16 protein-coding genes are annotated in these 18,294 nt (G+C 67.3%); 6 read left to right on the top strand and 10 right to left on the bottom strand.

The annotated features are described in order from the left end of the window. Positions 1–125: 125 nt before the first annotated feature. The 3 genes from RDV55_RS08055 to RDV55_RS08045 all read right to left on the bottom strand — a co-directional run bounded on the left by RDV55_RS08055 (position 126) and on the right by RDV55_RS08045 (position 4,938). Positions 126–2,186, bottom strand: a complete 2,061-nt coding sequence (locus RDV55_RS08055; RefSeq protein WP_111823721.1) for an N-acetylmuramoyl-L-alanine amidase — start codon at positions 2,184–2,186, stop codon at positions 126–128. A 275-nt stretch (positions 2,187–2,461) separates the two neighbouring features. Continuing rightward, on the bottom strand, positions 2,462–3,640 hold the full coding sequence (locus RDV55_RS08050) for a glycosyltransferase (RefSeq protein WP_111823720.1): 1,179 nt from the start codon (positions 3,638–3,640) through the stop codon (positions 2,462–2,464). After that, on the bottom strand, positions 3,634–4,938 hold the full coding sequence (locus tag RDV55_RS08045; RefSeq protein WP_111823719.1) for a nucleotide sugar dehydrogenase: 1,305 nt from the start codon (positions 4,936–4,938) through the stop codon (positions 3,634–3,636). The genes RDV55_RS08050 and RDV55_RS08045 overlap by 7 nt, the downstream gene beginning before the upstream one ends. A 72-nt stretch (positions 4,939–5,010) precedes the next feature. On the opposite strand from RDV55_RS08045, the gene RDV55_RS08040 reads away from it, so the two are divergent. Continuing rightward, complete coding sequence (locus RDV55_RS08040; protein ID WP_245907688.1) at positions 5,011–6,132, top strand: glycosyltransferase; 1,122 nt, start codon at positions 5,011–5,013, stop codon at positions 6,130–6,132. Between the two features lie 76 nt (positions 6,133–6,208). Here the strand turns inward: RDV55_RS08040 and RDV55_RS08035 are convergent, their stop codons facing one another. Continuing rightward, the gene (locus tag RDV55_RS08035) at positions 6,209–7,480 is read right to left on the bottom strand and encodes an oligosaccharide flippase family protein (protein ID WP_111823717.1); all 1,272 of its coding nucleotides are present in this window, start codon (positions 7,478–7,480) and stop codon (positions 6,209–6,211) included. Between the two features lie 90 nt (positions 7,481–7,570). On the opposite strand from RDV55_RS08035, the gene RDV55_RS08030 reads away from it, so the two are divergent. Next, entirely contained in the window at positions 7,571–8,677 is a 1,107-nt protein-coding gene (locus tag RDV55_RS08030; RefSeq protein WP_111823814.1) for a glycosyltransferase, read from the top strand. Positions 8,678–8,686: 9 nt separating this feature from the next. Here RDV55_RS08030 and RDV55_RS08025 read toward each other — a convergent pair whose 3' ends face one another. The 3 genes from RDV55_RS08025 to RDV55_RS08015 are packed head-to-tail and all read right to left on the bottom strand — an operon-like array spanning position 8,687 to position 11,425. Then, positions 8,687–9,670, bottom strand: coding sequence for a Gfo/Idh/MocA family protein (locus RDV55_RS08025; protein ID WP_111823716.1), 984 nt, complete (start codon positions 9,668–9,670; stop codon positions 8,687–8,689). A gap of 1 nt (position 9,671) precedes the next feature. Next, on the bottom strand, positions 9,672–10,772 hold the full coding sequence (locus tag RDV55_RS08020) for a DegT/DnrJ/EryC1/StrS family aminotransferase (RefSeq protein WP_111823715.1): 1,101 nt from the start codon (positions 10,770–10,772) through the stop codon (positions 9,672–9,674). Then, the gene (locus RDV55_RS08015; protein ID WP_111823714.1) at positions 10,769–11,425 is read right to left on the bottom strand and encodes an acyltransferase; all 657 of its coding nucleotides are present in this window, start codon (positions 11,423–11,425) and stop codon (positions 10,769–10,771) included. The genes RDV55_RS08020 and RDV55_RS08015 overlap by 4 nt, the downstream gene beginning before the upstream one ends. A gap of 95 nt (positions 11,426–11,520) precedes the next feature. On the opposite strand from RDV55_RS08015, the gene RDV55_RS08010 reads away from it, so the two are divergent. Genes RDV55_RS08010 through RDV55_RS07995 form a run of 4 tightly spaced genes read left to right on the top strand, consistent with a single transcriptional unit; the run spans position 11,521 to position 15,359 of the window. Next, positions 11,521–12,201: a glycosyltransferase family 2 protein gene (locus RDV55_RS08010; protein ID WP_174703812.1), complete on the top strand. Its 681-nt coding sequence runs from the start codon at positions 11,521–11,523 to the stop codon at positions 12,199–12,201. Beyond that, entirely contained in the window at positions 12,198–12,668 is a 471-nt protein-coding gene (locus tag RDV55_RS08005) for a DUF2304 domain-containing protein (RefSeq protein ID WP_111823712.1), read from the top strand. Before RDV55_RS08010 ends, RDV55_RS08005 begins: the two co-directional genes overlap by 4 nt. Then, positions 12,661–13,980: an LCP family glycopolymer transferase gene (locus tag RDV55_RS08000; RefSeq protein WP_245907687.1), complete on the top strand. Its 1,320-nt coding sequence runs from the start codon at positions 12,661–12,663 to the stop codon at positions 13,978–13,980. Before RDV55_RS08005 ends, RDV55_RS08000 begins: the two co-directional genes overlap by 8 nt. Beyond that, on the top strand, positions 13,977–15,359 hold the full coding sequence (locus tag RDV55_RS07995; RefSeq protein WP_111823710.1) for an LCP family protein: 1,383 nt from the start codon (positions 13,977–13,979) through the stop codon (positions 15,357–15,359). The genes RDV55_RS08000 and RDV55_RS07995 overlap by 4 nt, the downstream gene beginning before the upstream one ends. 97 nt (positions 15,360–15,456) lie before the next feature. Here the strand turns inward: RDV55_RS07995 and galE are convergent, their stop codons facing one another. The 3 genes from galE to RDV55_RS07980 all read right to left on the bottom strand — a co-directional run bounded on the left by galE (position 15,457) and on the right by RDV55_RS07980 (position 18,294). Then, positions 15,457–16,452 (bottom strand): UDP-glucose 4-epimerase GalE, encoded by a 996-nt coding sequence (galE, locus tag RDV55_RS07990; protein ID WP_111823709.1) that lies wholly within the window; start codon positions 16,450–16,452, stop codon positions 15,457–15,459. A 65-nt stretch (positions 16,453–16,517) separates the two neighbouring features. Beyond that, the gene (gene purE, locus RDV55_RS07985; protein ID WP_111823708.1) at positions 16,518–17,072 is read right to left on the bottom strand and encodes a 5-(carboxyamino)imidazole ribonucleotide mutase; all 555 of its coding nucleotides are present in this window, start codon (positions 17,070–17,072) and stop codon (positions 16,518–16,520) included. A 67-nt stretch (positions 17,073–17,139) separates the two neighbouring features. Next, positions 17,140–18,294 (bottom strand): 5-(carboxyamino)imidazole ribonucleotide synthase, encoded by a 1,155-nt coding sequence (locus RDV55_RS07980; RefSeq protein ID WP_111823707.1) that lies wholly within the window; start codon positions 18,292–18,294, stop codon positions 17,140–17,142.

Genomic DNA, 18,294 nt, shown 5'->3' with positions numbered 1-18,294 from the left:
TTGTAGTCGCTCGCGCAGATACCGCGCCGGAGCGCAGCATATGTGCGCGGCGCAGATAAAGGAAGCCGGGGCCAGCCACGCTTTCTCGCGCGGCCGGCCCCGGCCTCGTCACTGAAGGATTGGCCTTAGAAGTAGGCCTTCATCATGGACACCAGGTCGTAGCCATAGTTCTTGGCCGCCGCCCAGCCGGTGTGGTTGGGGTTCTCCTGAATGCCCAGGTGTTCGACCACGGGCGCGGCACCCTTGCGCACGTACGCAAAGCGCGGGTCGACGACCTGGTTCGTGAGCGACGCCGTGGTCACCGAGGAGTCCGCGTAGGCGCGCAGGTGCTGGACCTGGGCACGAATGCCGGTACGCACATCCGGGAAGGAGGCACCCTTCGCGCCTCCACCGACTGCACCGATGCCGGAGAAGTTGTACTGGCTGACGGACACGTCGCCGCCAAAGCGCAGCCAGCCCGTCTCCTTCATGGCCTGCACGAAGACCAGCTCGGGGGACACGCCCTCGGCCACGGCCTCGTCGTAGACGATGGACGCGAACTCGCGGATCGTCTGGGCTCCGCCAGCACTCAGAGCGCTCGGATAGCTGTAGCCAGCCTCATCCCAGGCCTCTTCCATCGCGTCGATGAGCTCCGCGCGCGAGGCGGTGGGCGCGGTCATGATGAGGCGCTGACCGGACGCATTCGTGACAGACGCGCTGCTCGAGGCCGAACGGGAGGCCGCCGGAGCCTCGCTGCCGTCCGCATAGCCAAGCCACGCGCCGGACGAAGCGAAAGTGGACGCGCGGCCCTCGACGGTGACCGTGCCGGTCGCCATGGCGCCCGAGTTCGAGTCCAGCCAGTACCATGCACCATCCAGGAGCCAGCCGGTGCTCATCGCGCCGGAGGAGCTCAGGTGGTACCACGTGTCACCGACCTTGGTCCAGCCGGTCTTCATAGCGCCTTCGTCGTCCAGGTAGTACCACTTGCCGCCGTCCAGAAGCCATCCGGTGACCATCTGACCGTTGGGTCGCATGTAGTACCAGCGATTGTCATCCTCGGTCAGCTGCCAGCCGGTGAGCATGCGCGCATCATCTTCGAAGAGGTACCAGGCACCAGCGACGTTGGTCCAGCCGGTGGCCGCCGCTCCGTTGGAACGAAGCCAGTACCAGTTGCTTCCATCCTTGAGCCAGCCGGTGAGCATGACGCCTTCAGAGTCCATGTAGTACCAGGAGCCGGCGACCTTCACCCAGCCGGTGGCCATGTCGCCGCCGGAACGCAGGTAGTACCACTTGTCATTGTCCTTCTTCCAGCCCGTGACCATCGCGGTCGAGCTGTCAAAGAAGTAGCGTCGACCGTTGATGGTCGACCAGCCACGGATGGTGCGCTCGTCGGAGCCAGCCCAGTACCAGCGACCGCCGGTGGAGAACCAGCCGGTCTTGGCTACGCCGTTAGAGATGAATCGCCAGGAGTCACCAGCGACGCGCCAGGTGCCCTTGCTCAGGCCATATGCCTGGGCGATGCCCGTCGCATCGGCGACACCGAGGGAGCGCACGAAGCTTTCGTCGCGCAGGAGGGCAGCATCCGAGGGCGACGTGAGGAATGCATGCTCGACGATGATGCCGGTCATGTTCTCCTCGCGGGACTGACGGATGATGGCGTAGTAGTCGCCGGTCGAGCCATCCGGGTAGTCATAGTAGGGGTTGTCACGCGTCTTGATGCCGCGATCGGCCAGTCCGAGGCCGGTGAGCTGTTTCTGGATCGCGTCCGACAGGGCGCGTCCCTGCGTGTGGGTACCGTAGTTGTACGAGGAAGAGTTCGCGTACCAGACCTCGGCACCCTTCGCGATCGGCGAGCCCGAGTTGAAGTGGATGGAGACGAGGGCGTCCGCATTCGCAGCGGCAGCCATGTCGACGCGGCTGGAGAGGTCAGTGCTGATGTTCTCCGAGGGGCGGGTGTCCGTCGTGCGGGTCATGACCACACGCACGCCGTCGTAACTTTCGAGTTCTTCCTTCAGGGCCAGAGATACCGCAAGGGTCAGGTCCTTCTCACGCAGGCCATTGGCGACCGCACCGGGGTCAGAGCCTCCGTGCCCGGGATCAATGGCGATGGTAATGCCTGCAGCGTGGGCCGGCGGCGCAAAGGCAGCAATGGCTGCCCCAACGGCCAGTGACAGGCCGGCGACGAGTGTCCTCCACGAGGAGCGCATGGTTATCCTTCGAGTTGCTAATGTGACAGTCGTGATTGTAGGTACTTATGTTGTAACTGTAAACATGAAAATAGTTACATATATAGACCGCCACGAACTTAGAAGATCATTTCCGCTCTTATGAGACGAGGCCGGCTCACCCCACCACGCCACGCAACCTCCGACGAGCTGCCCTGGCACTGCGCCGAAACACGCGTAGCCGCAAAGAAATCGCGCATGAAAAACCTCACGCACATCGAGGAGGGCTCACGAGGGACAAACATCCCCCAGCAGGGCTACAAAGCCGACCGAACCACCGAGGCAGCAGTGCGCGACGAGGCCTCAACCGACCGGTGCGTGCGCACCCAGGAACGCGCCCCCTCGGCCCCCACCCAGGGGGCGGTACCCGACGCGAGGGCAACCATTGCCTCGGCGATCGCATCGGAGTCGAGAGAGCACGCCACCCCAAGTCCGTTGTCTGCGACATCGCGGGCGGCCGCGCCCCGACCCGCATAGATGACCGGCGTCCCCTGCGCGAGGGAGGCAAGGATCTTCGTCGGATAGGCATAGTCATACCCACCCGGCCGCAGCGAGGCGAGTGTGGCAGTGGCTCGCACCATCCACCGATCCGCCTCATCCGCGCTGACGGCGGGGATCATCTCGACGCCGACCACGCCTCGAGACCGCTGCGCCAGTTCATTCCATCCGCTCCCCTGCCCCACAAACACGAGTCGGGCATCCCCGAGCCGACCATGCGCACGCTCGAAAGCCTCGACGAAGACCTCCGGGGCGAGCCACTGGGCGACCGTGCCCGCATAGACGAAGACGGGACCTTCGCAGGCGGGGAAGCCGTCGGGATCACCGGAGGCCACCGCCTCGGGCACACCCACCCCGTTAGGGACAACCGCGACGTCGCAGGCCCCCAACTCCCTCGCGCGACGAGCGACCCCGTCGGAGACAGCGATGACTCGGCGAGCTCCCCTCAGCGCGAAAGACTCCAGGCTTACGACCGCTCGCACGACAATGCCGGGCACACCCGCGAGCGCCGCGGCATCCGAGACGATGTCGGCACAGTAGTAGACGTAGGGGACGCGGCGCGCCGCGCACGCGAGGCGTACGGCGACGCCGGTCGTTGGCGGGGGCTCGCAGACGACCACGTCGGGGCGGGGAGTCGTGAGCAGCCTCAACACCAGGGGGACATCGAAGGACAGGTAGGAGAGGTAGCCGCGCACCGCTCCCGTAGGGTCGCGCAGGACCGGGGCACGACGCACCTCGACGAGGCCGCGATTGCGGCCAGCATCATCGCCGGCTTGTCCGTTTTCTCGCGCGTCGCGGGCGACGGTGGGCGCCAGGCGCGACGTGAGGACCCGAACCCTATCTCCACCTGCGGCGAGTGCGCGAGCGAGCGCCCCGAGGCGCAGCGCGGCGGCCGTCGGCTCGGGTGTAAAGGTGCGTGTCGCCAGGGTGACTAACATGCCGGAGCCGCTCCCCCACCGATGGTGATGCGCGGGGTGCCGATCCAGGCCTCGGGAGAAGTGATGGCGCGGCCGTCGACGAGGAGGCGCAGCCCGGGCAGGTCGCTGGGGACCAGGTCGCGGTAGGTGGCGTGGTCGGCCTGGACGATGGCGACGTCTACCGGCTCACCAAGGTGGTAGGCCTCCCACCCGAAGGCCGCCAGTTCGTCATCGGAATACAGCGGATCGTGAACACTGGAATGCGCGCCGGCCTCGTGCAGCGCCTGGACGACGCCGAAGACGCCAGAGAACGCTGTTTCCTTGACCCCGCCACGGTAGGCGGCACCCAGGACGGCGACACGAAGCCCCTCAAGGGAGCCCATCAGGGAGGTGGCGCGGGAGACCGCGTAGGCGGGCATGGCAGCGTTGGCGGCGCGCGCGGCGGCCACGACGGTCGCGTTCGGGTCTCCGGCCAGGTACAGGCGCGGGTAGACGGGGATGCAGTGGCCGCCTACCGCGATACCGGGCCTGTGGATGTGAGAGTAGGGCTGGGAATTGCAGGCCTCAATAACGCGCGCGACGTCGATACCGGCCGCGTCCGCGTAGCGAGCGAATTGGTTGGCCAAGCCGATGTTGACGTCCCGGTAGGTCGTCTCGGCGAGCTTTGCCATCTCGGCAGCCTCCGCCCCGCCCATCGGCCACACGCCGTTGGGGCGCGGCAGGTCGTCGCGCTGATCGAAGGAGAGGACAGCTTCATAAAAGCGAACGCCGCGCGCCTCGCCGGATTCACTGAGCCCACCCACGAGCTTCGGGTAGCGCGCCAGGTCGGCGAAGACCCGGCCGGTGAGGACGCGCTCCGGGGAGAACACGATGTCACAGTCGCGGCCCTCGGCCAGTCCGGAGACTTCCTCGATGAGGGGCTTGTAGCGCCCGCGCGTCGTGCCCACGGGAAGGGTCGTCTCGTAGGAAATGAGGGTGCCGGGGCTCAGGTACGCTGCCATGGAGCGGGTGGCCGCGTCCATCATGGTGAAGTCGGGGCGACTGCGGTCATCGACGACAAGAGGGACGACCATGACGATGGCGTCGGCACCGGGGATCGCCTCGGCGTACTCGGTCGTGGCGCGCAGGGCGCCGGATGAGACGAGCGGGGGCAGGTACTCCGCCAGGTGCGCCTCGCCCGGGAATGGCTCGACTCCTCCGTTGATGAGGGCGACCACTCGGGGGTTCACGTCGACGCCAACGACCGTATGCCCGCCGCGCGCGTAGTGCACCGCCAGCGGCAGACCGATCTTGCCCATGCCGACGACCGCGATGCGCATGGGGCCCCCTTTCCGTCTCCGGCCTCGTTGTTCCCCTCCAGTGTAGTTCCCCGCGCCTCCTACAATGGGGGCGTGGATCGCGCGCTCAATCTCCTGCTCTACCCGTCGAACCTGGCCTCGCCCGGACGCCTGGTGAAGATCGCGCGCTCGCTGGCCCCGCTGTTTTCCCAGACCCACATCGTCGGCATCGACCAGGGCGGCCTACCCGCGGACGAGGCCGTGGCCCCCACAATCCTCCTGACGCGCGTGCGGGGTACTTCCCTGGGCGCGCCCCTGGGCGGGGCGAGGGTCGTCGCGGCGTGGGGCGCTCGCGTGTACCGGCGGTTCGCAGGGCAGCGCGTTGCTGCCGTCTCCGCGCAGAACCTCTTCCTCCTTCCCCTCGCACACGCGCTGGCACGGCGCACGGGCGCGGTGTTCGCCTACAACGCCCACGAGCTCGAGACGGAGACGGTGGGGTCGGCGGGCCTACGCCAGCGCCTCCAGCGCGTAATCGAACGCCGCTATATCCACCGGGCGGACGTGGTGTCCGTGGTCAACGAGTCGATCGCGCAGTGGTACCGCAACGCCTACCCGGGCGTGGATCCGGTCGTGGTGACGAATGCCCCGACGGGCGCGGACGGAGTCATTGACCTGCGCGCACGTTTGGGGATTCCGGAGGAATCACTCCTGTACCTGCATTCGGGTTACTTGGCACCGGGGCGTAATATTCCCTTGATTCTGCGCGCTTTTGCGCAGGTGAGCCGCGCGCACGTCGTCTTCGTCGGCTCGGGCGCACTGCTGCCCGAGGTCGAACGGGCGGCCGCAATGTACCCGAACATCCACCACCTGCCGCCCGTAGAGCCGGACCGGGTTCTGGCGTTGACGCGCGGGACAGACGTGGCACTGTGCCTCATCGAATCCGGGTGTCTGTCGCATCGCATGTCCACACCCAACAAGATGATGGAGGCCTTCGCGGCCGGGGTGCCCGCGCTGTGTTCTCCCCTCTCCGAGGCCCGCCGATACCTGGGCGATCAGGCCGACACGTGGGTGCTGGAGGATCCCGAGCGCGACCTTGCGTGCACCCTGGAACGCATCACGCGGACACACATCGAGGCTTTCACCGCTCCCGCGATTCCCACGTGGGAGGAAGGGGCAGCGCGCCTGCGCGAGGCCTACGTCCGGGCTCTCGCTCACAAGCGAGCCACCCGCGGCTAGCATGCCGTTATCGGGCTATCGCCGCGACCATCGCACACCAGCGGCACTTCCCCACTCATGTCGCGTGCAATTGCCTTCAGGATCGATTCTCGCCTCGGTCGTAAGCGCGCGCCGTCGCCCAGGCCATGACGAGCAAGCCCACCAGTAAGACCGCCATGAGGGCACCAAGCACGGCGACCGTGGTCTCCACACCGTAGGGACTGCAGGCAAGCCACGTGAGCGGAGCCACGCAATACAGGCACGCGAAGGCCAGCATGCGGCGCTGATGATAGGTCGCCACGAACACGTTGGACAGCGGGGAGGTCGCGACCGTAAGGGCCAGCCACGGGGCTAGGGAGCGAGCAAAATATCCGGCCTCCTCCCAACGCTGCCCAAATACGAGGGGGAAGAGCGCGGGGCTGACGCAGGCGAGAAAAGCAAACACCGGAATCGAGCAGGCAAGCGCGAAACACCCAACGCGCACGACAACACGGGTCATCTCACCGGGACGGGTATCGGACAGGCGCGGCAGGTAGACCTGGGACAGCGCCCCAGCGATGAGGGCGACCGGTGCCTGTAGGGCCAACCATGCCATGTTGAACTGACCGAGCGAGGCCACGGAATACGTGGCGATGAGCATGGGGATCGCGCTCGTGCGCACCGCGTCGACAACGACGTTCGGCACACCCACGAGGGCCATTTTCCGGTATCTCGAGGCCACCTCACGCAGGGGCGGGTCCTCAGCCTCGCGCTCGCGGGCATCTCGGGCACACCACGACAGGTAGGCGACGGCGAGACCCTGCCCCGCGATCGTCGCCCCAATCGCGCTTCCCAGGCCACCGCCGGCGGCGAAACCGCAGACCAACTGCACAGAAGCGATAGCGAGTGAACGAACGACGGATGAGCTTGCGATCGCCCGGAACCGCCGGCGACGGGTCAGCCAGTAGGAGCACACCTGCCCCTGAGCCAGAAATAGGACGGAGACGCCGACGGCGAGCAGCCAGCCCGCGAGCGCATGACCGTAGCGCGCGGATACCCACGGCCAGGCGGCGGCCGCGATCAGGGTAGCCAGCGCGGAGGCGACGAGCACGCAAAGCGAGGCCAGGCGGGCCAGGGAGCGGGCCGAGGCCTCATCGCCCGGTGCGGGCAGGACGATGCTGAGGTCGAAGCGCGCGCCAGCGACGGCCGCGCCGAGCGTGGCCGCGGAGGTGAAGATGCCCAGGTACCCCAGATCCGTATCCGTGTAGAGGCGGGCGATACCGATCTGAGCACCGAAGGCGATGAACTGGGCCAGGAGCGTACCGCTCAGGAGGGTGAGAACCTGCGCGAGGACGCCCGAGCGGGCGGGGCGTGCAGGTTCGTTCGTCATGGACTCATTTAATCACCTGGGGCGCGCGGCTTGCCCCTAGGATGGTGGCATGCCCGCTCCCCGCTCCGCTCCCACCCGCCGGTGGCTCTCGTGAGGGTCGCCCTGGCCAAGGGAACCCTGCTGGTTCCCCCGACGTACTTTGCACTCTCGCACGCCCTCGCGATGCCGGAGCTGGATTGGCGGGCTTTCACGCTCGCGGCGCGCCTGGGCGATCCGACGGCGACGATCCCCGTTGACGAGGCCGCGCCCCGCGCGCTCGGCTCGCCCCTCCCCTTTCGCGTGGCCGCGCAGGCACGAGGCCTGGGCCGGATGCGCCGCGCGATCACCGCGTGGCATCCAGACATCGTTCATCAGCACCAGGCGACTTGGTCGCTGCCTGCCGTCGGTGCCGCGCGGGACGCGGGGGTCCCCCTCGTGGTGACGCTGCACGGCGGGGACGCGTATCCGCGGCTCGGGCGCGGAGCGGGCGGCGTGTGGAACGCCCACAATCAACGGGTGGCTTTCGAGGGGGCGAGCCGATTGCTGGCGGTCTCCCGCTACCTGGCAGATGTCGCCTTGGGCGCCGGGGCCGCTCGGGAGCGGCTGAATGTGCATTATCAGGGCGTGGACACCCACTGGTGGACACCGAGCGCCCCCGACCGCACAGAATCGAGCGGGGAACCCATCGTCCTCTTCGTGGGCGCGCTCAGCAGCCTCAAGGGGGTAGACGACCTGGCCCGCGCATCCACCGCCCTCGTCGGACGCCGCCCGCATCGCCTCATCCTCGTCGGCAACGGGCCGTTGGCGACATGGCTGCGCGCACACGCACCCGCCCACGTCACGTTCGCGGGGTCGTTGGATCGCGAGGGTGTGCGCGAGTGGATGCGCCGCGCCCATGTCCTCGTCCTTCCCACGAAGCCGACGCGAGGCCGGCAGGAGGCCGCCGGCCTCGTGCTGCTCGAGGCGCAGGCGTGCGGCGTTCCCGTCATCGCCTATTCCACGGGAGGCACGCCGGAGATGGTGACACCGGGAGCCTCGCTGCTCACGCAGGAGCACTCGCCGGACGCTCTCGCTCGCTCCATCGACGAGGCCTTGGCCTGGTCGGAGGACGAACGCGCGGATCGAGGAGCGGCGTGCCGGGCGTGGGTAGCACGCGAGCACTCGCTGCGAGGATCCGTGGATCAGCTGCGCGCAATCTACGCCGACGTGACGCGCTAACGCCGCGCTCTACAGGTCGACGGAGCGGCCGGTGGCGGCTGAGGACAGGATGGCCTCGACGACACGCAGGTTGTCCAAGGCCTGTTCCATCGTCACGTGCTCGCTTCCCACTCCGAGGATCGCGTCGCGGAAACGCTCGTGCTCGAGGGCGAGGGGCTCGCGCTTGGTGAGGGCGTAGCGTACGACCTGCCCCTCGCTCACCCCGCGGAAGGCCGCGATGGCGTCCCACTGCAGGGGCGCGTGTCCGTTCTCGTAGAAGGTCAGGTCCCCCATCGCGGTGTCGGCGACGAGCGCACCCCGCTCGCCCGTGACGATCGTCGTGCGGTCCTTGTAGGGGGTCAGCCAGTTGACAAGGTGGTTGACGAGGATACCGCCAGCAAGCACCCCCGAGGCGACCATCATGTCTTCGTGCGGCCTGCCCGAGCGCGCGGACGTGCGCGCGTAGATGCTCTCGTAGGGGGCACCGGCCACCCACGCGGCCAGGTCCACGTCGTGGGTTGCCAGGTCCTTAACCACGCCAACATCGCTGATCCGGGCGGGGAATGGCGACTGGCGACGCGTCGCAATCTGCTCGATCTCCCCGAGCTGTCCCTCCGCGATGCGCCTGCGCATGTCGATGAGCGCCGGGTTGCAGCGCTCGACGTAGCCGACGGCACCCACGAGGCCTGCACTGGCGAAGGCGTCGCGGATACGCTGGCCTGCTTCCACGCTCATGGCAAGCGGCTTTTCGACGAGCGTGTGCACCCCGGCCTCGGCCAACGCCAGGGCGGCGGCCTCGTGGTGAGCGGTCGGGGCGGCGACGATCGCGGCGTCAATGCCAGCCTCGACGAGTTCTTCGACACCGCCCAAGACGGGCAGGTCGCCAGCCACGCCGAAACGGTCGCCGCCCGGGTCCGCGAGGGCAACGAGGTCCACGCCCCGCGTTGCGCGGGCGTTGCGCACGTGGTGTCGGCCCATCGAGCCGATGCCGAGGATTCCCAGGCGAATGCTCATGTCAGGCCCCCGCTTCCGCGAGCGCGTTGACGGCCTCGACGATGCGTTCGAGCTCGGAGGCTGTCAGCGACGGGTAGACGGGCAGGGAGAGGACTTGGTCGGCAGCCTCGCGCGTAGCCGGCAGCTCCAGGCCGGGGGCGAAGCGAGCGAGGGAGGGCAGCTCGTGGTTCGGGATCGGGTAGTAGACGCCCGATCCGACGCCGTATTCCTCGCGCAGGGCGGTGGCGAATCCGTCGCGGTCCTGTCCCACGCGGATCGTGTACTGGTGGTAGACGTGTGTAGCTCCGGGGGAAACGTGCGGGACGGTGACGCCGCGCAGGTGGGCGCTCAGGAAGGCGGCGTTGTCCTGGCGCTTGCGCGTCCACGAGCCGACCTTGGTGAGCTGCACACGCCCGATGGCCGCGTGGATGTCGGTCATGCGATTGTTCAGGCCCACCCTCTCGTTGGCGTAGCGGGTCTCCATCCCCTGGTTGCGCGCGAGCTTCACGCTGCGGATGACCTCGGGGTCGGCGGAGGTGACCATGCCTCCCTCCCCACTGGTCATGTTCTTAGTCGGGTAAAAGGAGAAGGCCGCGAAGGTACCGAAGGAGCCGACCGCGCGCCCGTGCAGGGTCGCACCGTGGGCCTGGGCGGCATCCTCGAAGACCATGAGTCCATGTGCGTCGGCGATCGCCTGGAGCGCGTCCATGGGCGCGGGGTGCCCGTAGAGGTGGACGGGCATGATGGCGCGCGTGCGCGGCGTGATCGCGGCTTCGACGGCGGCCGGCGACAGCGTGAACGTGAGCGGGTCAATGTCGGCGAACACGGGGCTCGCTCCCGTGATCGCCACCGAGTTCGCGGTAGCAGCGAAGGTGAAGGAGGGAACGATGACTTCGTCCCCCGGTCCGATTCCGGCGGCGAGCAGGCCCAGGTGCAGCGCCGAGGTTCCCGAGTTCACCGCGACGGCGTGGGTTCCGGGGACGAGGGCGGCGGAGAACTCTTGCTCGAAGGCGGCGACCTGCGGCCCCTGGGCGATCATGCCGGTTCGCATGACGGCCGCGACCGCGTCGATCTCCTCCTCACCAATGATCGGGCGTGCGGGCGGAATGAACGGCTGGGTCACTGCTGTTCCTCACGGGTTTGGTCGAACGTCACGGTCTTCTTCGGGGACGAGACCTGGGGTTCCTCCGGCGAGAGGGCACCGTCTCGCTCGACGTAGCGTCGGCCCGAGGCAGGACACACCCACGTGCGTTCCGCGGCCTCGTTCCCGGCATCCTGGAGGGGCACGCCGGCCTCGCCGACCCACCCGACGCGGCGCGCTGGAACGCCGACGACGAGCGCGTAGGGGGCCACATCACGGGTGACGACGGCACCCGCACCGACCGACGCCCACGCGCCGATTCGCACGGGTGCCACGCAGACGGCACGCGCGCCGATGGCGGCACCTCGCTCGACGGTGACGCCGACGCGATCCCAGTCGCTCGCACTCTTCAGAGTGCCATCGGCGTTGATCCCGCGGGGGCAATGGTCGTTCGTGAATACAGCAGCGGGGCCGACGAACACTCCGTCCGCCAGGGACGCGGGTTCGTAGACGAGGGCGTAGTTCTGGATCTTGCAACGATTACCAACACGAACGCCTTCTCCGATGTAGGCCCCTCGCCCAACGATCGTCTCCTCCCCGATGACTGCTTCCTCGCGCACCTGAGCGAGGTGCCACACGCGGGCGCTGGGCGCGACAATCGCGCTGGGTGCCACATCGGCGCTGGGCTCGATCACGGTGTCTCCCTATCGTTGTCACTGCACGCGCGGGTGTGCTCTCGGATACCCAACACTATAGGCGCGCGCCCGTCCCGATGTGCGACACTAATCGAATGCAGATGCGCTCCGACACGTGGGTCGTTATCCCCGCGTTTAACGAGGCACCCGTGATCGGGGGTGTCGTCGCGGGCGTGCTTACCCTTTTCCCGCAGGTGCTCGTCGTCGATGACGCGTCGATCGACGACACGGCGGCCCGCGCCCGCGCTGCGGGTGCATACACGGCTTCCCACCCCGTCAACCTCGGTCAGGGTGCGGCGTTGCAGACCGGCTTCGAGGCGGCGCTCGCGCGCGGCGCTCGCTATGTCGTCACCTTCGATGCCGACGGTCAGCACGATCCCACTGATGCGGCGGCGATGGTGGATCGGGCGCGCAAGGAGGACCTCGCTTTCGTCCTTGGTTCCCGTTTCCTCGACGGGGCAAGCGCGCGCGTCGGTGCCGCCAAGCGTGCAATTCTGCGCATGGGGGCACTCGCCGCGCGCCTGCGCACGGGCATGGCCCTCACGGACACCCACAACGGGCTGCGTGTAATCCGCGCCGACGCCCTGGCCCACGTCCACCTGACCCATGCACGCATGGCACATGCCTCGCAGATCGTCTCGCAGCTGGCTGGCAGTAACCTGCCCGGCGCCGAGCACCCAGTGTCGATCTCCTACACGGACTACTCGCGGGCCAAGGGGCAACCCCTGCTCAACTCCGTCAACATCGTCGTGGACCTGGCGTTGGGGGGACGATGAGCGCTTACCTCGTGATTCGCATCCTGTTACTCATCGCCCTCGCTATCACCGCTTGGTGGCTGGTGCGACCCGTCTCCTCGGCCTCGTCGCTGGCGGTGCGCCGCATCGGTATCGGATTCCTCGTAGTGGCAGCCGTCGTGGCTATCCTCGTCCCCACCCTGGCAAACACCGTCGCGCGTGCCATCGGTGTGGAGCGAGGGGTCAACCTGATCGTCTACGGCCTGGTCGTGGCGTTTATCGCGCAGATGGTGACCGGTTACCGACGCGAGGCGAGGGCAGAGGCACGCATGGCGACTCTGGCCCGTTCCCTTGCCCTCGCGCACGTGCTTCCGCCCGATACTCAGGTCGACAGCAACGGCGCCGCGACCAGCTCGAAGCGTGATGCACGCGGAGTGGAACTCGCCGCTAACGGCCCCGATTTCCCGACAAATACGTCAGATAACGATATGGTTACAAATGATGAGTAACGTGAATCTACGACCGATCCAGCACTCGGCCGTCAACTATGGACGCTTCGGCCTCCTGCGCGGCTCGCTCGCCGCGCTCCTGGCCGGCGTGCTCTTCGTCGTGTCCTCGGCGGGTTTCGTCTACGCCAGGCTGAGCACTCAGTTCGCCGACCGCGTCGTCGACATCAACGCGTACACGACCGAGGAACAAAACAGGGCAACACCCGATTCCTTCGATGGCCGCGCCGTCAACATTCTCGTGGTCGGCACCGATTCCCGTAACGGTGCCAGTGGTGAACTCGGCGCAGGTGACGAGGAGGACGTTCCCGGCCTGCGCAACGACTCGACGATGGTGATTCACGTCAGCGCCGACCGCTCCCGAGTGCAAATCGTGTCTATTCCCCGCGACACGCTGGTAGACATCCCCGCATGCATGCACCGCGACGGCTCCACCAGCGAGCCCGTCAGCGAGGAGATGTTCAACAACGCCATGTTCTACGGCGCGGACGGCGGCGACTCTCCAGAAGATATTGCCCCCGGCATTGCCTGCGTCCGCTCGACCGTCGAAAAACTCTCCGGCATGACCATCGACGCCTTCATGGTCGTTGATTTCGCGGGCTTTATTAACATGATCGACGCTCTCGGCGGCGTCTGGTTCAACATTCCCGAACGCATCGATGACGAGTCCGCCCAGCTCTACATCGACGAGGGCTGCTGGAAGCTGTCGGGCACGCACGCTCTCGCCTACATGCGCTCGCGCAAGGCCCAGGGAGACGGCTCCGATATTTCACGAATCGGCCGCCAGCAGCAGCTGATTTCCGCCATGCTACGCGAGCTGCAGTCGAAGAACTACGTGACGGACCCCGGCTCGCTCATCAACTTCCTGCAGGCCGCGATTTCCGCCGTGAACGTTTCCTCGAACCTGGGAAATGCCAGCTCGGACGCTTCCCTGCTCATCAACGTGCTGCAGAAGGTCGACCGCTCCAACATCCAGTTCGTCACCATGCCGGTCGAGGAGCCCTCCTGGGATCCCAACCGCCGCATTCCTTCCGAGCCGATGGCCCGCAACGTGTGGAGCGCCCTGGAGAACGACCAGGCCCTGCCCGTGGGCACGACCTACACCGATGGCAACGGCGCGCAGCTCGTGGTCCCCGACCCGACCGCAACCCCCGCTCCGTCTGCGAGCGCATCGGCCACGGATCCGGCAACCACTCCCGGGTCGGAGGCATCCTCCACGGACAACACCGAGCAGTCCGCCTCCGTCGACAATAACGCTGCCAACGAGGAAGCTGCCAAGCAGAATGCAGCTACTTGTCCGCCGAGGAACCAATGAGCAATCCTCCTTCTTTCGCTCCGGACCCGAAACGGCGCCGCCCAGGATCCGACGACGCTCACGTCGTCGGTGAAGAGGTGCCAAGCAGCGCTCCTACTCCCCCTCCTGAAGCCTTGGCGCCACAGATGTGGAGAATCTCCGATCACGAGGCCGATGCCTCGCGTCCGTTGATGCCGCGCACGCTCGACCAGCCGCAACGCGAGCCTCAGTCGATTTTCCCGCGCCGCGCTCCGGCACCGCAGCCGCCCTCGTTCCAGCCGGCCTCTGCGTCGAACCCTCCATCGTATGCGCCGGGATCCGGCCGTACTGCCGGCTCGAACACCTACGCGCCGTCCGGAAACGGACCTCGCCAGGTGACGATCAATCGTTCCCAGAGCACGCCTGCGGCACCACCCGCGCCCGTCGCTCCCTCCGCTCCGGCAGCCAAAGCGCGCCGCAGGAAGCGCCGCCACCCGATCCTGAAGACCCTATGTCTGATTCTGGTCGTCATCCTCGCTTGGGGTGGTTTCCTCGTGTGGGACGCCAATTCCAACATGGGCCGCGTCAGCGCGCTGTCCGGAGCAGCCGACACCGCGGGAACGACATACCTGCTGGCCGGATCAGACTCCCGCGCCGACGGTGCCGTCAAGGATGGCTTCGACGAGTCCGAACGCGCCGACTCCATCATGCTCGTCAACGTTGCCCCGAACGGGCAGGCTGTCGCCCTCTCAATCCCCCGAGACACCTACGCGCAGATACCGGGAGTGGGCTGGGACAAGATCAATGCTTCCTACGCATACGGCGGCCCGCAGCTGCTCGTGGAGACCGTGGAGAAGCTCACCGGCCTGACCGTCGATCACTTCGTTCAGATCGGCATGGGTGCCGTACCGGACATGGTGGATGCCGTCGGCGGCGTCGAGCTGTGCTACGACAACGACGCGGACGACCAGTATTCCGGCCTGAAGTGGACCGCCGGCTGCCACACGGTAGACGGTACGACCGCCCTGCAGTTCTCTCGCATGCGCTACCAGGATCCCGAGGGCGACATCGGCCGTACAAAGCGCCAGCGTCAGGTGATTTCGAAGGTCATTTCCTCGGCTGCTTCGCCGTCGACCCTCGTTAACCCCGTGAAGACGCTGCGCGTGGAGCGCGCCGGCTCCCGGTCATTCACGGTGGACGAGGATTCTTCGGTCCTCTCGGTCGCTTCCCTCGTGTGGGCGCTGCGCAGCGCATCGTCGAACCAGATGATGGGTGTTCCCCCGATCGAGTCGCTGAACTTCACCACGAACGCCGGGGCCTCGGCCGTGCTACTGCGTGACACGACCGCAGACGACTTTTTCGCCAAGCTCCGCGCGGGCACGCTCACTGCCTCGGACCTCAACCAGGTCGACGGAGTGTAGGACTCGCCCCGCGCGACCGCGCGCCGGCCTCAACAAGAAGCCCGGCCCCGTTCCCCATCGGGGACGAGGCCGGGTTCTTCGCGTCCTACGGGCGCGCTCAGGCTCCTGGCACGGTGATCGGGCGGGGACCAGCCTGCCAGCCTTCCCACGCGGAGGTGAGGATCTCCTCGACCCCGTTGTTGGCCTTCCAGCCGAGGTCGACACCGATTGAGAGCGGGTCGCCAATCAGCTTGGGCGGGTCGCCGGCACGGCGATCGAGCTCCTCGACGGGGAATTCCCAGCCCATGACGCGGCGCAGGCCGTCGACGATCTCTCGCACGGAGGTGCCCAGGCCGGTGCCCACGTTGTAGGTGTGGTGGTCGGGCTGACGCCCCTCGGCAAGCACGTCGAGGGCGGCAATGTGCGCCTCAGCGAGGTCCAGGACGTGGATGTAATCGCGGATGCAGGTGCCGTCGGGGGTGTCGTAATCGGTACCGAAAATCTTGGCGCTCTCACCACGCTCAACGCGGTCCAGCACCATCGGGATCAGGTTCATGACCGCTTCGTCGGCCAGGTCGGGCCATCCGGCACCCGCCACGTTGAAGTAGCGCAGGCCGATCCATTTCAGGTCCCACGCCCGCTCGCAGTCAGCCATCAGCCACTCGCCGATCAGCTTGGTCTCGCCGTAGGGGTTAATGGGGCGACCAGCCATGTCCTCGGTGATGACGGGAGCGTCGGGCATGCCGTACACCGCAGCCGAGGAGGAGAAGATCATCTGATCGACGCCCGCGTCCTCCATTGCCAAAAGGACGTTGGCCATGCCGCCAATATTCTGGTGGTAGTACCAGGCGGGGCGGGCGACCGACTCGCCGACCTGCTTACGCGCAGAGAAGTGGATGACGGCGGTGACGTCCTCGTCCACCATGAGAGTGGACAGCGCCGAACGTGCTTCATCGAGCGTCACGTCGAGCTTCACGAGCTTGGCGTCACCGACGCGCGATGCTTTGCCGCTTGACAGGTCATCGACGACGACGACGCGATCCCCGCGCTGACGCAGGAGGCGGACAACGTGTGCGCCGATGTAGCCGGCGCCGCCACAAACGAGAATGCTCATGGGTTCAGGATACGCTGCGCAGGGTCCCTGCGGCTACCCACGCGGGACTTGTGTTCGCGTCTCGCTCAGTGGGCCTCGGAGACTCGCTGGGCGAGGGCCGCGCCCTTTGCGCTGGCCACGTCGCGCAAGTCCTTCTGGAAGGCGCGCATCGAGGCACGCAGAGACTCGGCGCGCTCCCCTTCACCCGCGCCGAGGATGCGCGCGGCGAGAAGGCCAGCGTTACGAGCACCGGCGATCGACACGGTCGCGACGGGCACGCCCGCGGGCATCTGCACGATAGAGTGCAACGAGTCCACGCCATCGAGGTGCTTGAGGGCGACGGGGACACCGATAACAGGCAGTTCCGTGAGGGCGGCGAGCATGCCGGGCAGATGAGCCGCTCCCCCGGCTCCGGCGATGATGACGCGCAGTCCGCGCGCCGATGCAGCGCGCCCGTAGGCGACCATGTCTTCGGGCATGCGGTGCGCTGAGACGACACCAACCTCGCAGGCAATACCGAACTCAGCGAGGGCACTGACGGCGGCCTCCATCGTGGGCCAGTCGGAGTCGGAGCCCATAACGACGCCGACAAGTGGGTTGTCACCGGTGGCGGTCAGTTGGATGTCGAGGTCGGTGGTCACGGGCGATCCTTTCGAGAGGGGACGAGGCCGGGGCATCCGGTCCCTCGCCGGCGGACGGGTGGATGGGTCAGTCAGTGGGGTTCTCGCCCCGGAGGGCGCTCACTGCGGCCCGGGCTCGCTCAAGGCCAACGGAGGGATCCGCGTCTACGACGGTGACGTGGCCAAGCTTGCGTCCGGGGCGCACTTCCTTGCCGTAGAGGTGGACCTTCGTGTCCGCCCCTCCGGCGGCAAAGGCGGCGGCGAGGGCGCGCGCGGGTTGAGCGCAGGAGGAACCCAGCAGGTTGACCATGACTGCGTGCGTGCCCGGTGCCCTCAGCTCAGTCGAGCCAAGCGGCAGGTCGAGGACTGCGCGCAGGTGCTGCTCGAATTGGCTGGTAACCGCACCGTCGATGGTCCAGTGACCCGTGTTGTGAGGGCGCATGGCGAGCTCGTTGACGAGAACGCGTTCGTCCGCTCCGTCCCCGACGACGAACATCTCCACGGCGAGGACGCCGGTGACCCCCAGCTCGGATGCGATGCGTTCGCCGATGCGTCGCGCCTCGGCGGCAGTCTCCGGGCGGATGCCGATTGCGGGAGCAGTGACCTCGGCGCACACGCCGTCCACCTGCACGGTGGAGGCGACGGGCCACGAGGCGACCTCGCCCGAGGGGGTGCGCGCCAGCAGGGCCGCGACCTCGCCGGTGAAGGGGACCAGGGCCTCGGCAAGGAGGGGCCCATTGCCCCACCAGGACTCAACATCCGCTGCACTGTGGGCGATAGCCACGCCGTGCCCGTCGTATCCGCCGCGCGGGGTCTTGACGATGAGGGGCCATCCGATCGTCGTGGCGAACTCCTCCAGCTGACCTTCATCCTCGACGCGCGCCCACGCGGGACACGGGATCCCCATCTCGGTCAGGCGCTCGCGCATGGCGATCTTGTCCTGGGCGTACAGGAGGGCGCTGGCCGGAGGCTGGACGGAGACCAGCCGTGCGGCCTCCTCCATCGTGGCCGCTGGGATGTGCTCGTGTTCGAAAGTGAGGACATCCGCGCCGTCAATGAGCGCAGCGACTGCGTCCAGGTCGGCGGGTGCGCCCACCGCTTTGTCGACGGTCACCTGCCCGGTAGACCCATCCGAGGCCTCGACGAGGGCCCGAAGATTAATGCCGAGCGCGACCGCGCTCTGTTGCATCATGCGTGCTAGTTGCCCGCCACCAATCACGGCAACGGTGGGAGGGGTCGACAT

It is taken from the genome of Schaalia odontolytica, from assembly GCF_031191545.1.
GTDB classification, from domain to species: domain Bacteria; phylum Actinomycetota; class Actinomycetes; order Actinomycetales; family Actinomycetaceae; genus Pauljensenia; species Pauljensenia odontolytica.
The sequence above is the reverse complement of the archived record's forward strand: the minus strand, read 5'-3'. Positions and strand labels throughout refer to the sequence as shown.